This window comes from Streptomyces sp. NPDC058373, from assembly GCF_042723275.1.
Taxonomy (GTDB): domain Bacteria; phylum Actinomycetota; class Actinomycetes; order Streptomycetales; family Streptomycetaceae; genus Streptomyces.
In genome coordinates this window covers 111,123-127,371 of sequence record NZ_JBHXJE010000002.1, presented here as the reverse complement: position 1 = coordinate 127,371, position 16,249 = coordinate 111,123, and the positions used below count along the sequence as shown (strand labels likewise).

Genomic DNA, 16,249 nt, shown 5'->3' with positions numbered 1-16,249 from the left:
GGAGCTGGGTGTACTGGCGAGTAATATTTCGGTCGGAGCGCGGTCCGCCCCCATCGGGATACGCCTCTTCAGGCGCCTATGCTGCGTTCCAGTACGCAGCCAAGAAATGACGATGCAGTAGGAGAGCCGGCGTGAGCTTGAGGATCGTTGTCTGTGTGAAGTACGTGCCCGACGCCACCGGCGACCGGCACTTCGCCGATGACCTGACCCTGGACCGTGACGATGTCGACGGTCTCCTGTCGGAGCTGGACGAGTACGCCGTCGAGCAGGCGCTTCAGATCGCCGACGAGGCGGACGACGCGGAGATCACCGTGCTGACCGTCGGCCCCGACGACGCGAAGGACGCCCTGCGCAAGGCGCTGTCCATGGGTGCCGACAAGGCCGTCCACGTCGAGGACGACGACCTGCACGGCACCGACGTCATGGGCACCTCCCTGGTGCTGGCGAAGGCGATCGAGAAGACCGGCTACGACCTGGTCATCTGCGGCATGGCCTCCACCGACGGCGTCATGGGTGTCCTCCCGGCGGTCCTGGCCGAGCGCCTGGGCGTCCCGCAGGTGACCCTCCTGTCCGAGGTCTCGGTCGAGGACGGCGCCGTCAAGGGCCGCCGTGACGGCGACTCCGCCACCGAGCAGCTGGAGGCCTCCCTCCCGGCCGTCGTCTCGGTCACCGACCAGTCCGGCGAGGCCCGTTACCCCTCCTTCAAGGGCATCATGGCGGCCAAGAAGAAGCCGGTGGAGTCCCTGGACCTGGAGGACCTCGACATCGAGGCCGACGAGGTCGGTCTGGAGAACGCCTGGACCAAGGTCGACTCCGCGACGGAGCGCCCGGCCCGCACGGCCGGCACGATCGTCAAGGACGAGGGCGAGGGCGGCAAGCAGCTCGCGGCCTTCCTCGCGGAGCGGAAGTTCGTCTGAGGCTCGGCCTCACCGGCCGCAGCGCGCGCGACAGCGCCGGGACCGGCCACCCCACCGCCCCCTCACCCTTCGCAAGCAGGAGATTGAAGTCCCATGGCTGAAGTTCTCGTCTACGTCGACCACGTGGACGGTGCCGTCCGCAAGCCCACCCTGGAGCTGCTGACGCTGGCCCGCCGCATCGGCGAGCCCGTCGCCGTCGCGCTGGGTGCCGGCGCCGCCGACACCGCTTCCGCGCTCGCCGAGCACGGCGCGGTGAAGGTCCTGACCGCCGACGCCCCCGAGTTCGCCGACTACCTGGTCGTCCCGAAGGTGGACGCCCTGCAGGCCGCGTACGAGGCGGTCTCGCCGGTCGCCGTGCTGGTGCCGTCCTCGGCCGAGGCCAAGGAGATCGCGGCGCGTCTGGCGCTGCGGATCGGTTCCGGCATCATCACCGACGCCGTCGACCTGGAGGCCGGTGACGAGGGTCCGGTGGCCACGCAGTCCGTCTTCGCGGCCGCGTTCACCACCAAGTCCCGCGTTTCCAAGGGCACCCCGGTCATCACCGTGAAGCCCAACTCCGCCGCCGTCGAGGCCGCTCCGGCCGCCGGCGCGGTCGAGGAGCTGGCCGTCTCCTTCTCGGAGAAGGCCACCGGCACCAAGGTCGTCTCGCGCACCCCGCGTGAGTCGACCGGGCGTCCGGAGCTGACCGAGGCCGCGATCGTCGTCTCCGGCGGCCGTGGCGTCAACGGCGCGGAGAACTTCGCGATCATCGAGGCCCTCGCCGACTCGCTCGGCGCGGCCGTCGGTGCCTCGCGTGCCGCCGTCGACGCCGGCTGGTACCCGCACACCAGCCAGGTCGGCCAGACCGGCAAGTCGGTCTCGCCGCAGCTCTACATCGCCAACGGCATCTCCGGCGCGATCCAGCACCGTGCCGGTATGCAGACCTCGAAGACCATCGTGGCCGTCAACAAGGACGAAGAGGCCCCGATCTTCGAGCTGGTCGACTACGGCGTGGTCGGCGACCTCTTCGAGGTCGTCCCCCAGCTCACCGAGGAAGTCAAGACCCGCAAGGGCTGATCCTCCGAGCATCACGCCCTGAGCCCCCGCCCCCGGCCCACCCGGCCGGTGCCGGGGGCTCCGGCGTACCGTCCTCAGCGCGGCGGCGTGCGGCCCGGTGCTCGTGCCGACCGTCGCGGCCGACCGGTGTTGACCGGAACAGGTCGCCCGGATAACTTCGCACTGCGGATCTTTGATTCCGACAAGCGGAAGATGAGGAGAGTGTGGGCATGGGTCAGCACGAGCAGGCGGCCACGAGTTTCGGCAGCGGCGTCACCGAGGAGATCGGAGCCCTGCTGGCCCCGGTCGACGCGGAACTGGAGCGCCGCTACCCGGGCGACCCCGGCACCCGCCAGCCCGTCCACACCGTCTACGTCCCCGCCGACGCCTTCGGCCCCACCACCCTGCGCGACTGGGGCGACGAGGCCCTCGACGCCCTCGACGCGCACGCCCCGGACGCCGTCTCCTTCGCCGCCGTCCTCGGCCTCGCCGACGACCTGGCCGCGCCGGTGTACGACCGCGTCCGCGCCAAGCTCACCCGTGAGCCGGTCGAGGACCTGCGGATCGACTTCGAGGACGGCTACGGGCCCCGCCCCGACGCCGAGGAGGACGAGGCGGCCGTCCGCGCCGCCCGTACCGTCGCCGCGGCCTACGCCGACGGCAGCGCAGCCCCCTGCATGGGCATCCGGATGAAGTGCATGGAGGCCGCCGTCCGCGACCGCGGCATCCGCACCCTCGACCTCTTCCTCACCACCCTCCTCGACTCCGGACCGCTCCCCGAGGGCCTCGTCCTCACCCTCCCCAAGGTCACCTACGCCGCCCAGGTCACCGCCATGGCCCGCCTGCTGGAGTCGTTCGAGAAGACCCACGGCCTGGACGCCGGACGCCTCGGCTTCGAGATCCAGATCGAGACCAGCCAGTCCATCCTCGGCCCCGACGGCACCGCCACCGTCGCCCGCATGATCGACGCCGCCGAGGGCCGCGCCACCGGCCTGCACTACGGCACCTTCGACTACAGCGCCTGCCTCGGCGTCGCCGCCGCCCACCAGGCCAGCGACCACCCCGCCGCCGACCACGCCAAGGCCGTCATGCAGGTCGCCGCCGCCGGCACCGGGGTCCGGGTCAGCGACGGCTCCACCAACGTGCTGCCCGTCGGCCCGACCGCCAAGGTCCACGACGCCTGGCGCCTCCACTACGGCCTGACCCGCCGTGCCCTGGCCCGCGCCTACTACCAGGGCTGGGACATGCACCCCGCCCACATCCCCACCCGCTACGCGGCCGTGTTCGCCTTCTACCGCGAGAGCTTCGAGCAGGCCGCGGCCCGCCTCGCCGCCTACGCCAACCGCACCGGCGGTGACGTGATGGACGAGCCCGCCACCGCCAAGGCGCTCAGCAGCCACCTCCTGCGCGGCCTGGAGTGCGGCGCCCTCGACAACGGCGAGGTCGCCCGCCTGAGCGGCCTCACCCGCGCCGACCTGGAGTCCTACGCCCGCCCGCGCCGCGCCGAACTGGGCGGCGCGCAGGGAGCCTGACCGGAGCGCCGGGCGCGCGGCCGCACCGCCGCCCGCCCGGCGAAATCCGCTCGCCCGAGGCGGATGGACGCGGAGAGGGCCCCGCACATGCCTTCCGAGCGACGTACCCCGCCCCCGCGGACCGCCGACGAACGGGCCACCCTCACCGGCATCCTCGACCACCAGCGGGCCGCCCTCGCCCTGAAGTGCGAGGTGCTGACGCCGGACCAGCTCCGCACGCCGGCCGTGCCGCCCTCCGGGTCACCCTGCTCGGACTGGTCCGGCACGCCGCGGAGGTCGAGCGGAGCTGGTTCCAGGCCGTCTGGAACGGCGAGCGGGTCCGGGCCCACTGGCCCGGCACGGCCGACGGCACCTTCGCGGAGTTCGACGCCACCGGGGCCGACCCCGAGGAGGCGTTCGCGGCGTGGCACGCCGCCCGCGCCCGCTCCCGCGCCCTGGTGGCCGCCGCGGCCTCCCTGGACGAGACCACCCACTGGCGCGGCGAGACGTACTCCCTGCGGTACGTCCTCACCCACATGATCGAGGAGCACGCCCGCCACAACGGCCACGCCGACCTGCTGCGCGAACGCCTGGACCGGGCTACGGGGGGAGTAACGCGGCCCTCGCCCGCCCCTGCAGTTCTACGGCGCGGAAGGCGGCAGCTCGCCCGACCCGCGCACGATCAGGCGGGTGGGCAGCTCGACCCGGCGGGCCCGCGCCGGTTCGCCCTCCAGGCGGCCGAAGAGCAGGCCGGCGGCGGTCCGGCCGATCAGGGCGGCGTCCTGCGCCACCACGGTCACGCCGGGCCGCAGCAGGTCGCCCAGCTCGATGTCGTCGAAGCCGACCAGGGCGACGGGCCGCTCCCGGTCGGCCAGCACCCGCAGCGCGGTGACGGTGACCCGGTTGTTCCCCGCGAACAGGGCCGTCACCGGCTGGGGCCCGGAGAGCATCCGCGCGGCCTCGCGGGCCACCCGCTCCGCCCCTGTCGGGCCCATCGACACCCAGTCCTCGTCGACCGGCGCCCCCGCCCGCGCCATCGCCTCCCGGTAGCCGCGCAGCCGCTCGGCGGCGGTGTGGATGTGCGGCAGGTCGCCGATGAAGCCGATCCTGCGGTGCCCGTGTGCGAGCAGGTGCGCCACGCCCTCCCGGGCACCGCCCGCGTTGTCGGAGAGGACCGCGTCGGCGTCGATGCCCCCGGCCGGGCGGTCCACGAAGACCGTGGCCACCCCGGCGGCGATCTCCGGCTCCAGGTAGCGGTGGTCCTCGCCCGCCGGGATGACCACCAGGCCGTCCACCCGCCGTGCGCAGAGCGCGAGGGCCAACTCCCGCTCCCGCTCGGGGTCCTCGGCGCTGGAGCCGTTGATGAGCAGGGCGCCGTGAGCGCGGGCGACCTCCTCCACGGCGCGGCTGAGCGGTCCGTAGAAGGGGTCGGCGAGATCCTCCAGGATCAGCCCCACGCTGGCGGTGCGTCCCTTGCGGAGCACCCGGGCGCTGTCGTTGCGCCGGAAGCCGAGCGCGTCGATCGCCTCGCGGACGCGCCGCTCGGTCTCCGCCGTCACCCCGGGCTCACTGTTGACCACCCGGGAGACGGTCTTCAGCCCCACCCCCGCCCGGGCGGCCACGTCCTTCATGGTCGGGCGGTTGCCGTAACGCGGTGCGGGGCGGCGGGCGGTCTGGGCCACGGTGCGCTGTCCTGTCCTCGGGCCGGACGCGGGTCCGGTGCCTGGCGTGGCCAGCCGCCGCGGCGCGGACCCCGGCTGCGGCGGGGGCCTGCGCCCGGCCCGGCCGTTCGGGCGGCCGGTCTGGCCCGGCCTGTCGGGGCCGTGGCGTCGAGCATAGAGTGTGGACAACGTTGTCAAACCGGGGGGACAATGGATCAGGACCAAGAGACGTACTCAGGGGCGCCCGCGACGGCCGGTGCCCTCACAGGAGCTCCGACCGTGACCCGTACCGACCTGACCGCCGCGCTCGACATCGGCGGGACCAAGATCGCCGCCGCCCTGGTCGACCGGGAGGGCCGCGTCGTCCTCCGGTCACAGCGGCCCACCCCGGCGGACGAGGACGGTGAGCGGGTGGTCGCCGCCGTCCACGCGGCGCTCGGGGAACTCGCCGCGCAGCCCGCCTGGGAGCGGGTCGGCGCGCTCGGCATCGGCAGCGCGGGCCCGGTCGACGCGGCCGCCGGCACGGTCAGCCCGGTCAACATCCCCGGCTGGCGCGACTTCCCGCTGGTCGAGCGGGTCCGGGAAGTGGTGGGGGCGCGGCCGGTACGGCTGATCGGTGACGGCGTCGCCGTCGCGGCGGCCGAGCACTGGCAGGGCGCGGCACGCGGCTACGACGACGCACTCTGCATGGTCGTCTCCACCGGCGTCGGCGGCGGCCTCGTGCTCGGCGGCCGCCTCTACGCGGGCCCCAGCGGCAACGCCGGCCACATCGGCCACATCAGCGTCGACTTCGACGGAGACCTCTGCCCCTGCGGTGGCCGGGGCTGCGTCGAGCGGATCGCCAGCGGTCCCCACATCGCCTCCCGCGCTCTGGCCGACGGATGGCGCCCCCGGCCCGACGGCGACACCTCGGCCGCCGCGGTGGCCGCCGCCGCCCGCGCCGGCGACCCGGTGGCCCAGGCCTCGTTCGCCAGGGCGGGCCGGGCGCTTGCCGCCGGGATAGCCGCCACCGCCACGCTGACCGAGATCCGCATCGCCGTGATCGGCGGCGGGGTAGCGGCCGCCGGGGAGGTCCTCTTCGACCCGCTGCGCCAGGCGCTCGACGAGTACGCCACGCTCGCCTTCGTCCGCGGCCTGACGGTGGTGCCCGCCCGGACGGGGCAGGACGCCGGGCTCATCGGGGCGGCCGCCGCGGTGCTCCGGGAGGGCGGTCCGGGCCAGGCGTCCGACGGCGGCCGGGAAGCCGCCTGACGGGGCGTACGCCGTCACGCGTGCGGGGCGCGGGTGAGGGTGGCGCGAGGGGTGCTCGCCACCCGCGCAGCCCCGGCGCACGGGCGCTCCCAGGGGCGCACGACCGGCGCATTCAGCGGCGGGCGGCCCTCTCTGAACCCGGTGGGTTTCCGTGGCACTGTGGGGCGGGCAAGCCACTGGCGTCTACGGATGAGGGGGAACCGTGATCATCTGGGTCAACGGTGCGTTCGGGGCGGACCAGACCGCCGTGGCGAAAGAACTGACGGAGCTGCTTCCGGGAAGTGTGCTCTTCGATCCCGACACCGTCGGGGAACAACTCGTCCGGCTGCTGCCGCCGAAGCGGCTCGCCGAGGTGGCGGACGTCCAGGAGCTCCCGATGTGGCGGCGGCTCGTCGTCGACACCGCCGCCGCGCTGTACGGAGAGACCGGCGGCGACGTGATCGTCCCCGGCAGCCTGCTGCGCCAGGAGTACCGGGACGAGATCTTCGGGTCGCTGGCGGCCCGCCGCATCGCGGTGAGCCACGTACTGGTCGACCCTGGGGAAACGATCCTGCGGGCGCGGGCCGCCGCGACGCCGACCGGGACGCGGACCGCGGCCCGCCACCCGCACGACCCCGCCGCCTACGGCGCCGTACTCGCCGCCTGGCTCGCCGCGGACGCCTACGTCCTCGACACCCGCGAACTGACGCCGCCGCAGAGCGCGCGCCGCATCGCCGACCTGCTGCACGACGGCGGGGCGCGCGCCTGCGACATCGTGCAGACCCCGGAGCCCACGGCCGAGACCGTCGCCTCCGGGGTCCTCCTCTTCGACGAGCACGACCGCGTCCTGCTCGTCGACCCCACCTACAAGCCCGGCTGGGAGTTCCCCGGGGGGATCGTCGAGCCCGGGGAGGCGCCTGCCGCGGCCGGGGTGCGCGAGGTGGCCGAGGAGACGGGGCTGTCTCTGCAGCAGGGGGCGCTGCGGCTGCTGGTCATGGACTGGGAGCCGCCTGTGCCGCCCGGGTTCGGGGGGTTGCGGTTGCTCTTCGACGGGGGGCGGCTGCACAGCCGTGAGGTCGCCGGGATGCTGCTGCCCGGGCCCGAGCTGCGCGGGTGCCGGTTCGTCACGCTGGAGGAGGCCGAGGGGCTGTTGCCGCCCGTGCGGTTCGAGCGGTTGCGGTGGGCTGTGGGGGCGCGGGGGGATGGGGGGCCGCTCTACCTGGAGCGCGGCGTGCCTCTGCGGTGAGGTGTGGGGGTTCGGCTGGGCCGCCTTTGGCTGCGGGTTGCTTGGGGTGGCGGTCACGGATGGCCTCAATCGCCGGCCGGGCTGAGTTTTGGCTCGGCGCCGCTTGACCGTGGCGGTCACTGATTGGCCTCACACGCCGGCCGGGCTTGGGGTGGGTGCGGTTCGTTCTGGCCGTGCCGGTCACTGATTGGCCTCAAACGCCGGCCGGGCTTGAGGTGGGTGCGGTTCGTCCGCGGGGTGGCGTGGGCGGGGCCGCACCGGTGTACCTCCTCACAGACTGACGAGGCTGGAGCCTGTAGTGAGTTCTGGCTCCTCACGTCAGTCTGCTGCGGGGGCACCCCGGCCCGTCCCCGCCCTCCCGTCTCGTCGGCGGCCAGCCGCCGGTGGTGGGTGGGGCCGTCGCCGGGCACTGTTTCGTCGGGCAGTGGCTGCCGGTGGTCGAACAGGACACAACGTGTCGGGTTTTGCGTCGAGCGTGGCTCAGTGGTCGGCGTCGATGACGGGCGTGGGCCGAGCCGTGCGGAGGGAGGAACTTCATGGGGTTGATGTCCGACCCGTCGGTACCGGGTCTTCGTGGGAAGTTCGCGCTGGTCGCGGGGGCGACGGTTTACGTGACCGGGCGTACGACCCGGGAACAGCGCTCGGAGTACGACAGGGCCGAAACCGTCGAGGAGACCGCGGAACTCGTCACGGCGGCGGGCGGGACCGGCGTCGCGGTGCCGCCCGACCACTTGGTGCCCGAGCAGGTCCGTGCGCTTGCCGAGCGCGTCGATGCCAGACAGGGCGGACGGGCTGCCGACCGGGTGGCGGCGCGCTGACCAATGCCCCGCCGGTGGTCACTGCGGGTGATCGAGCAATGGGGGACGGCCCCCCACCCACCGGCGGGTGGTCGCGTACGAGACCGTGGGGTGGGGTCGTGCCGGGGTGCCCCCGCAGCAAACTGACGACCTCGGCCGCCTTGATGCGACTGACCCTTGAGCTGTCAGTTTGTGAGGAGGTACCCCGGTGCGGCCCCACCACACCCACGCGCCGGAGGGACCGCGAACCCCGAGCCCGGCCGACGCTTGAGGCCAGATCACCGACCGGCACGACCAAGACCCAGCACCAAGTCAGACAGCCCCAGCGCCCCGCGCGTAATTCCGCAGGAAGAGCGCCTCGGTCACCGACAGCCGCTCCAGCTCGGCAGGATCGACCGACTCGTTCGGCGCATGAATCTGAGCCTCGGGCTCCGACAGCCCGATGAGCAGGATCTCGGCCTCCGGGTAGAGGGACCCGAGGGTGTTGCAGAGCGGGATGGAGCCCCCCTGCCCGGCCTCCTGCATCTGCTCCCCGGGGTAGGCCGCGGCCATGGCCTCAGCCATGGCCCGGTACGCGGGGCTCCCGGTGTCCGCCCGGAAGGGCTGCCCCTGCCCGAGCTGCTCGACCCGGGCCCGCGCCCCCCACGGCACATGCCGCTCCAGATGCGCCGTCAGCAGCTCCGCCGCCTCGTCGGCGTCCACCCCCGGCGGAACCCGCAGACTGATCAGCGCCCGCGCACTCGCCTGCACCGACGGCGTAGCCCCCACCACCGGCGGGCAGTCGATCCCGATGACGGTGACCGACGGACGGGCCCAGATCCGGTCGGCGATCGTCCCATCGCCCGTCAGCCGCACCTCGTCGAGCACCTTCGCGTCCTTGCGGAACTCCTCCTCGGGGTACTGGAGGCCCGGCCACACCGCGTCACCCGACAGCCCGTCCACCGTGGTGGAACCGTCCTCGGCCCGCAGCGAGTCGAGTACGCGGATGAGCGCGGCCAGCGCGTCCGGCGCGGCCCCGCCGAACTGACCCGAATGGACGTTCCCCGCCAGCGTGTCCACGGTCAGCCGCACCATGGCCATGCCGCGCAGGGTGGCGGTGACGGTCGGCATGCCGACCCGGAAGTTGCCGGAGTCGCCGATGACGACCGCGTCGGCCCGCAGCAGGTCGGGGTGGGCCTCGGCGTACCGTTCCAGACCGCCGGTGCCCTGCTCCTCGGAGCCCTCCGCGACCACCTTGATGTGCACCGGGACGCCGCCGGCGGCCTTCAGGGCCCGCAGCGCCAGCAGATGCATGATGAACCCGCCCTTGCAGTCGGCGGCGCCACGCCCGTACCAGCGCCCGTCGCGCTCGGTCAGGGTGAACGGCGGCGTCACCCAGGCGGCTTCGTCCAGCGGCGGCTGCACGTCGTAGTGGGCGTAGAGCAGGACGGTGCGCGCGCCCTCGGGTCCGGGCAGGTAGCCGTAGACCGAGCGGGTGCCGTCCGGCGTGTCGAGCAGAGCGACGTCCTCGAACCCCTCGGAACGCAGTGCGGCGGCCACCCAGTCGGCCGCCGCCTCGCACTCCGCCCGGGGGAACTGCTCCTCGTCCGCGACCGAACGGAAGGCCACCAGTTCGGTGAGCTCCTCCTTCGCCCGCGGCATCAGCGCGGCGACGGTCTCGGCGATCGGAGTGGACGACATGGGCACGCTCCTGGTGGGTGCGACGTTGAACGGGTGGCGCGCGGATGGGCGCACCTCGAATGCATGGCCGATCCTCCCACAGAGGTCGGGGGGCGGCGGCGGTCGTAGGATGCCCGTGGACAGGCGCGGCAGGAAGCTGGATCGGGAGCGGTAGACCATCGTGAGCAGCGAGAACTCAGCCGGTGACGACCGGCAGGTGTGGGACGTCGTCGTGGTCGGGGCAGGCCCCGCCGGAGCGTCGGCGGCCTACGCGGCGGCCGTGGCGGGGCGTCGCGTCCTGCTGCTGGAGAAGGCGGAGCTGCCCCGCTACAAGACCTGCGGCGGCGGCATCATCGGCCCCTCGCGGGACAACCTTCCGCCCGGCTTCGACCTCCCCCTGCAGGACCGCGTCCGCGCGGTCACCTTCTCCCTGGACGGCCGCTTCGCCCGTACGCGCCGCTCCCGGCAGATGCTCTTCGGGCTCGTCAACCGCCCCGAGTTCGACCAGCGGCTGGTCGAGGCCGCGCAGAAGGCGGGGGCCGAGCTGCGGACCGGCGCGACCGTCCTCCGGGTCGAGCAGCACGGCCCGGCGGTCCCGGACCGACGGACGGTCGCCGTCTTCGTCCAGACCTCGGGGCTCTCCGGAGAGCGCGGGGAGGAGACGCTGCTGGCGCGGGCCGTGGTCGGCGCGGACGGCAGTGCCAGCCGCATAGGCGCACATGTCGGGGTCAAGCTGGACCAGGTCGACCTCGGACTGGAAGCGGAGATCCCGGTGCCCGAGACCGTGGCCGAGGACTGGCAGGGGCGGGTACTCATCGACTGGGGACCGATGCCCGGCAGTTACGGCTGGGTCTTCCCCAAGGGCGACACCCTGACCGTCGGGGTCATCTCCGCCCGCGGCGAGGGGGCCGCCACCAAGCGCTACCTCACCGACTTCATCGCCCGGCTCGGGCTGGCCGGGTTCGAACCCTCCCTCTCCTCGGGGCACCTGACGCGCTGCCGTACGGACGACTCGCCGCTGTCGCGGGGACGGGTCGTGGTCTGCGGGGACGCGGCCGGGCTCCTGGAGCCGTGGACCCGGGAAGGGATCTCCTACGCGCTGCGCTCGGGGAGGCTCGCGGGGGAGTGGGCGTTGCGCATCGCCGAGGCGCACGACGCCGTGGACGCCCGTCGGCAGGCTCTCAACTACGCCTTCGCCATCAAGGCGGGGCTCGGGGTGGAGATGGCTGTGGGGCGGCGGCTCCATCAGCTCTTCGCGCGACGGCCCGGGGTGCTGCACGCGGCGCTCACCGGGGTGCGGCCGGCATGGAACGCGTTCGCCAAGATCACGCGGGGGGCCACGACGCTGGGGGAGCTCATTCGGAATCACCCTGTGGCGGCGAGGGTGCTCGCTGGGCGCGACTGAGGGCGCCTTTTTGCTGGCCTCAAGCGTCGGCCGGGCTGAGTTTGGGTGCGGTGCGTCTCGACCGCGCCGGTCACCGATTGGCCTCAAGCGCCGGCCGGGCTGTCTTTTGGCTGCGCCGCGTCTCGACTGTGCCGGTCCAAGATGGCCTCAAGCGCCGGCCAGGCTGGGTTTGGGTGCGGTGGTACGTCCCCACCCCCACGGTTTCGTACGCGGCCACCCACGGGTGGTGGGTGAGACCGTCCCCGATCATTCGATCCGCCACAGGGGCGGTCGGTGGTCGGGAGGGGCAGCGACCGCCGGTCGGGAGAGTGGCCACCGGCAGCGGCTTTGGGACGAAAGGGTGCTGGGTGACGGACTCGCCCACCACCGGCGGTTGGTCGCCGATGAGGCGGGAGGGTGGGGACGTGCCGGGGTGCCCCGGCAGCAGACCGACGGGAGTAGCCGGAACTCAAGACGTGCTTTCGCCTCGTCTGTCTGCGAGGAGGTGCCCCGGTGCGGCCCCGCCCGCGCCACCCGGCGGACGGACCGCGAAAACCAAGCCCGGCCGGCGTTTGAGGCCATCAGTGACCGGCACGGTCGAGCGGCGCGCAGCCAGAAGACAGCCCGGCCGGCGCTTGAGGCCATCAGTGACCGGTACGGGAAAGCGGCGCTCAGCCAAGTCGGCTCAGGCGCGGGCAGCCCCCCGCGCCCCCCAGCCGACCAAGGCGGCCAAGCCGGCCAGGAGGGCCACGCTGACCAGGGCAGCGGGCAGCGAGATCCAGTCGGCCATGAACCCGATGGCCGGCGGCCCCAGCAGCATCCCCCCGTACCCCAGGGTCGAGGCGGCGGCCACCCCGCTGGGCCCGGTGAGAGCCCCGGCCCGCTCGATGGCGACGGGGAAGAGGTTGGCGAGCCCCAGCCCGGTCACGGCGAAGCCGACCAGCGCGGCCCACAGCGAGGGGGCGAGAGCCCCGACGAGCATGCCCGCCGCCGCGACGATCCCCCCGCCGACCAGCGTCGCCGTACGCCCGACCCGTTCGAGCAGCGCGGTCCCGCTGAGCCTCCCCACGGTCATGGCGAGAGCGAACACCGCGTACCCGGCGGCAGCCGTGCCCGGCCTTGCGGCCAGGTCCTGCTGGAGGTGGAGGGCGCCCCAGTCGGCGAGCGCCCCCTCGCCGTAGGCGGTGCAGAAGGCGATCAGCCCGAAGACGGCGACCAGCGTGCGGGCCCGCCCGGCGAGCGGCGCCGACGCGGTGCCCTCAGCGCCCTCAGCGCCCTCGGCGGGCTCGGCGGGCTCGGCCCGCACGGGTGCCGGCATCGGGTGCCGGAGCAGGACGGGCGCGGCGGCGGCCGTGACCAGCAGGGTGACGACGCCGAGCAGCAGCAGGTGCCAGGTGGGCGACAGGTACCCGGCCACTATTCCGCCGAGTCCGGCGCCGACCATCCCGCCGAGGCTGAAGGCGGCGTGGAAGGTGGGCATGACGGGGCGTCCGAGCGCCGCGACCACGTCGACGGCCGCGCTGTTCATCGCCACGTTGATACCGCCGTAGGCGACTCCGAAGACGAGGAGGACCAGGCCGAGGGCGAGCGCGGAGTGGGTGAGGGGCGGCAGCGTCACGCCGACGGCGAGCAGCAGCGCCCCGGCGACGGTGACGGGCCTGCTGCCGTGGCGCCGGCAGAGCCGCCCGGTCAGGGTCATCGTCACCACGGCGCCCGCGGAGACGCCGAGCAGCGCCAGTCCGAGGCCGCTGGCGGAGGCCTGGGTCTGCTCCTTGATGGCGGGGATGCGGACGACCCACCCGGCGAAGACGAAGCCGTCGAGGGCGAAGAAGACCATGAGGGCCCGGCGGAGGACCGACAGAGGGGAGGGGGGAGCGGGGGAGGAGACGCTGCGCGGGGTTGAGGACCCCGATTTGTTTATGAGCGGCACAAAGTGAGCGTACGGGGTCGGCGGGCTCCGGCACAATCGGCCGGACCGCGTTGTCCGCCAGGGCTCGGCGGCCCGCCGGACGGGCGCGGGAGACCCGGCGCGGGGGCGTGCCGGTGTGCGAGCATTCTGGGTATGTCCGCGCTCATCCCCCGGCCCCGCACCACGCTCGCCCCGGGCGCGGTGCACGTGCCGGAGTGGCTGCCCGAGGAGCGGCAGCGGGAACTGGTCGAGGCGTGCCGCGGGTGGGCGGCGGGGCCCGTGCCGATGCGGCACACGAAGCTGCCGCGCGGCGGCGTGATGTCGGTGCGGAGCGTCTGCCTGGGCTGGCACTGGGCCCCGTACCGGTACACGCGTACGGCCGGTGACGTGAACGGTGCGCCGGTCGCGCCGCTGCCCGGGTGGCTGGTGGAGCTGGGGCGGCGGGCCGTCGCCGACGCGTACCAGGACGAGGCGGCGGGCGAGGCGTACCGGCCGGACGTGGCGCTGATCAACTTCTACGGTCCGGGCGCCACCATGGGCATGCACCAGGACAAGGACGAGCGGGACGACGCGCCCGTCGTCTCGCTCAGCGTCGGCGACGCCTGCCTGTTCCGGCTCGGGAACACCGAGGGGCGCGGCCGGCCGTGGCAGGACGTCCGGCTGGAGACGGGGGACCTGCTGGTGTTCGGCGGGCCGTCCCGGTTCGCGTACCACGGGGTGCCCAAGGTGTACCCGGGGACCGCCGAGCCCTCCGTCGGCCCCGCGACGGGACGGCTCAACGTCACCCTGAGGGTCACCGGCCTGCCCGGCTGAAACCCCGGCGGCGGGCGCGGGAGCCGTGCCGGGACGTGGGAGACTCGCCGTCATGAACGGCAAGTCGGCGCCCCGCACGGTCGGCGGCACACCCCCACGGACCCGGCTCGAAAGAGGGCGCGGCGCGCTCGGCCCCGCCTTGGAACTCGTCCGTACCGGCCGTGCCCCCACCCGGGCCGTCCTCACCGCGGAACTCGGCGTCACCCGCGCCACCGCCGGCGTCGTCGCCGCCGAACTCGCCACCCTCGGCCTCATCCGCGTGGACGCCCGCCCCACCGCCGAAGGCTCCCAGGGGCGTCCCTCGCACCGGCTGTCGGTCGACCCGGAGGGGCCGGTCGTCCTCGCCGCGCAGGTCCACTCCGACGGGTTCCGGGCGGCGCTGGTCGGCCTCGGCGGGCAGATCGTCGCCACCACCCCCGGGTGCGAGACCGTCGGCGCCGACCCGGCCGAGGTGATCGGCGCCGTCGTGGACGCCGGAGCGGGACTGCTCGCCGCCACCGGGCGCCGCTGCGTGGGCGCGGGGCTCGCCGTGCCCTCGGCCGTCGCCGAACCGGACGGCACTGCCCTCAACCCGCTCCACCTGGCCTGGCCCCCCGGCGCCCCGGTCCGTGAGATCTTCCGCCGGTGCGTGGCCGACGCCGGAGTGGCGGGTCCCGCCTTCGCCGCCAACGACGTCAACCTGGCCGCCCTCGCCGAGCACCGACACGGCGCCGGGCGCGGCGCCCGCGACCTGCTCTGCGTCGCCACCGGGCACCGGGGCGTGGGCGGCGCGCTGGTGCTCGACGGTCGGCTGCACAGCGGCAGTTCCGGCCTCGCCCTGGAGGTCGGCCACCTCACCGTCGACCCGGACGGCCGCCCCTGCCACTGCGGCGGCCGGGGCTGCCTCGACGTCGAGACCGACCCGTTGGCCTTTCTCGCCGCGGCCGGGCACCGCCCGGGCCCCGAAGGGTCGCTGCTCCAGCAGGCGCGCGACCTGATCGCGGCGCGCCCCGACGACCCCGCCGTACGCGAGGCCGTCACCGTGCTGGTCGACCGCCTCGGCTTCGGCCTCGCGGGCCTGGTCAACATCCTCAACCCGGACCGGGTGATCCTCGGCGGGCTGCACCGCACCCTGCTGGAGGCCGACCCCGAGCGGCTGCGGGCCGTCGTCGCCGACCGCAGCCTGTGGGGGCGGAGCGGCAGCGTGCCGATCCTCTCCTGCACCCTCGACCACAACAGCCTCGTCGGCGCTGCCGAGCTGGCCTGGCAGCCGGTGCTCGACGACCCGCTGGCTGCCCTGGCCGCTGTCTGAGCCCCGGTCCGCGCGGAGGAACGGCCCCGCGGGCCCCTCGGGGAAGGGGTCGGCGGGGCCGTCCGTTCACCGCGAGGTCAGCCGGCGAAGGCCGACCGGGCGGGAGCGGAAGGGCCTGCGGGCAGGCCGGGGAGCGCGCCCTCGGCGGCGGTCGCGGCGAACGGGCCCGGGGTCGTCGCGCCGTACAGGGCCGCGCCGCTGGGCTCGGCGGGGACGGGGCAGGGCGCGGGCAGCGTGAACCACACGACCTTCCCGGTGGTCTCCCAGGGGCGTACCCCCCAGCACTCGCTGACCGCGGCCACCAGGGCGAGGCCGCGCCCGCAGGTGGCGTGGGACTCGGCGTCCCGGACCACCGGGAGGCGCGGATCGCGGTCGCGGACGGAGACGGTGAGGCGGTCGAGCAGCAGCTCGATCTCGACCGTGCAGTGCTTGTCCGGCTCGGCGTGCCGGTGGACGTTGGTGAGCAGCTCGGTCACGCCGAGTGCGGCTCGGTCTACGAGCGGATCGAGACGCCAGTGGCGCAGCTGTGCCGAGACGATTCTGCGCACCTGGCCGATGCGCGGCGGCAGGGCCTGGAGCTCCACCGCGCAATGCCTGCTTGGCTGGCTGATCACGGTTGCGACTCCCCGAATTGAGTCCGGAAAAGACGGCGTTCGGATGTCGGCGGCGACCACGCCAGGCCGCTGCCTGCTCACCGACGGGCTGGTTCTCAGCGTGATCGCCGGTAAACCGAGGGTGACGTGTGACCAGAGTGACGCAGGGGGTCCGGGCCTGCAACTCGCCATCCCCGGGACGG

The 16,249-nt window shown here is 74.2% G+C and carries 12 protein-coding genes and 2 pseudogenes; 10 read left to right on the top strand and 4 right to left on the bottom strand.

Going from position 1 to position 16,249, the window contains the following annotated elements:
* Positions 1-131: 131 nt before the first annotated feature.
* The 4 genes and pseudogenes from ACFWMZ_RS01965 to ACFWMZ_RS01950 all read left to right on the top strand — a co-directional run.
* Complete coding sequence (locus tag ACFWMZ_RS01965; RefSeq protein ID WP_383170854.1) at positions 132-917, top strand: electron transfer flavoprotein subunit beta/FixA family protein; 786 nt, start codon at positions 132-134, stop codon at positions 915-917.
* A gap of 93 nt (positions 918-1,010) precedes the next feature.
* Positions 1,011-1,973 (top strand): electron transfer flavoprotein subunit alpha/FixB family protein, encoded by a 963-nt coding sequence (locus tag ACFWMZ_RS01960; protein ID WP_383170856.1) that lies wholly within the window; start codon positions 1,011-1,013, stop codon positions 1,971-1,973.
* A gap of 209 nt (positions 1,974-2,182) precedes the next feature.
* Positions 2,183-3,484 (top strand): DUF6986 family protein, encoded by a 1,302-nt coding sequence (locus ACFWMZ_RS01955; RefSeq protein ID WP_383170859.1) that lies wholly within the window; start codon positions 2,183-2,185, stop codon positions 3,482-3,484.
* Positions 3,370-3,999: pseudogene (locus tag ACFWMZ_RS01950) on the top strand (DUF664 domain-containing protein); the annotation flags it as partial. The gene ACFWMZ_RS01955 and the pseudogene ACFWMZ_RS01950, both read left to right, overlap by 115 nt.
* A 105-nt stretch (positions 4,000-4,104) precedes the next feature.
* Here ACFWMZ_RS01950 and ACFWMZ_RS01945 read toward each other — a convergent pair.
* Positions 4,105-5,145, bottom strand: a complete 1,041-nt coding sequence (locus tag ACFWMZ_RS01945) for a LacI family DNA-binding transcriptional regulator (protein WP_383199132.1) — start codon at positions 5,143-5,145, stop codon at positions 4,105-4,107.
* A 258-nt stretch (positions 5,146-5,403) separates the two neighbouring features.
* Between ACFWMZ_RS01945 and ACFWMZ_RS01940 the strand changes: the two genes are divergently transcribed.
* The 3 genes and pseudogenes from ACFWMZ_RS01940 to ACFWMZ_RS01930 form a co-directional block, all read left to right on the top strand.
* Complete coding sequence (locus ACFWMZ_RS01940) at positions 5,404-6,375, top strand: ROK family protein (RefSeq protein WP_383199241.1); 972 nt, start codon at positions 5,404-5,406, stop codon at positions 6,373-6,375.
* 202 nt (positions 6,376-6,577) lie between these two features.
* Positions 6,578-7,600 (top strand): NUDIX domain-containing protein, encoded by a 1,023-nt coding sequence (locus ACFWMZ_RS01935; RefSeq protein WP_383170863.1) that lies wholly within the window; start codon positions 6,578-6,580, stop codon positions 7,598-7,600.
* A 536-nt stretch (positions 7,601-8,136) separates the two neighbouring features.
* A pseudogene (locus ACFWMZ_RS01930) lies at positions 8,137-8,385 on the top strand (short-chain dehydrogenase); the annotation flags it as partial.
* Between the two features lie 324 nt (positions 8,386-8,709).
* Here the strand turns inward: ACFWMZ_RS01930 and ACFWMZ_RS01925 are convergent.
* A complete protein-coding gene (locus ACFWMZ_RS01925) occupies positions 8,710-10,077 on the bottom strand; it encodes a dipeptidase (protein WP_383170866.1) in 1,368 nt (455 codons plus the stop codon).
* Positions 10,078-10,237: 160 nt separating this feature from the next.
* On the opposite strand from ACFWMZ_RS01925, the gene ACFWMZ_RS01920 reads away from it, so the two are divergent.
* Complete coding sequence (locus ACFWMZ_RS01920) at positions 10,238-11,461, top strand: geranylgeranyl reductase family protein (protein ID WP_383199130.1); 1,224 nt, start codon at positions 10,238-10,240, stop codon at positions 11,459-11,461.
* A 664-nt stretch (positions 11,462-12,125) separates the two neighbouring features.
* Here ACFWMZ_RS01920 and ACFWMZ_RS01915 read toward each other — a convergent pair.
* Positions 12,126-13,370, bottom strand: coding sequence for an MFS transporter (locus tag ACFWMZ_RS01915; RefSeq protein WP_383199129.1), 1,245 nt, complete (start codon positions 13,368-13,370; stop codon positions 12,126-12,128).
* Positions 13,371-13,502: 132 nt separating this feature from the next.
* On the opposite strand from ACFWMZ_RS01915, the gene ACFWMZ_RS01910 reads away from it, so the two are divergent.
* Positions 13,503-14,162, top strand: a complete 660-nt coding sequence (locus ACFWMZ_RS01910) for an alpha-ketoglutarate-dependent dioxygenase AlkB family protein (RefSeq protein ID WP_383170874.1) — start codon at positions 13,503-13,505, stop codon at positions 14,160-14,162.
* A 52-nt stretch (positions 14,163-14,214) separates the two neighbouring features.
* Complete coding sequence (locus ACFWMZ_RS01905; protein ID WP_383170877.1) at positions 14,215-15,453, top strand: ROK family protein; 1,239 nt, start codon at positions 14,215-14,217, stop codon at positions 15,451-15,453.
* A gap of 77 nt (positions 15,454-15,530) precedes the next feature.
* On the opposite strand, the gene ACFWMZ_RS01900 is transcribed toward ACFWMZ_RS01905, so the two are convergent.
* Positions 15,531-16,067 (bottom strand): ATP-binding protein, encoded by a 537-nt coding sequence (locus ACFWMZ_RS01900; protein WP_383199127.1) that lies wholly within the window; start codon positions 16,065-16,067, stop codon positions 15,531-15,533.
* Between the last annotated feature and the right edge of the window lie 182 nt (positions 16,068-16,249).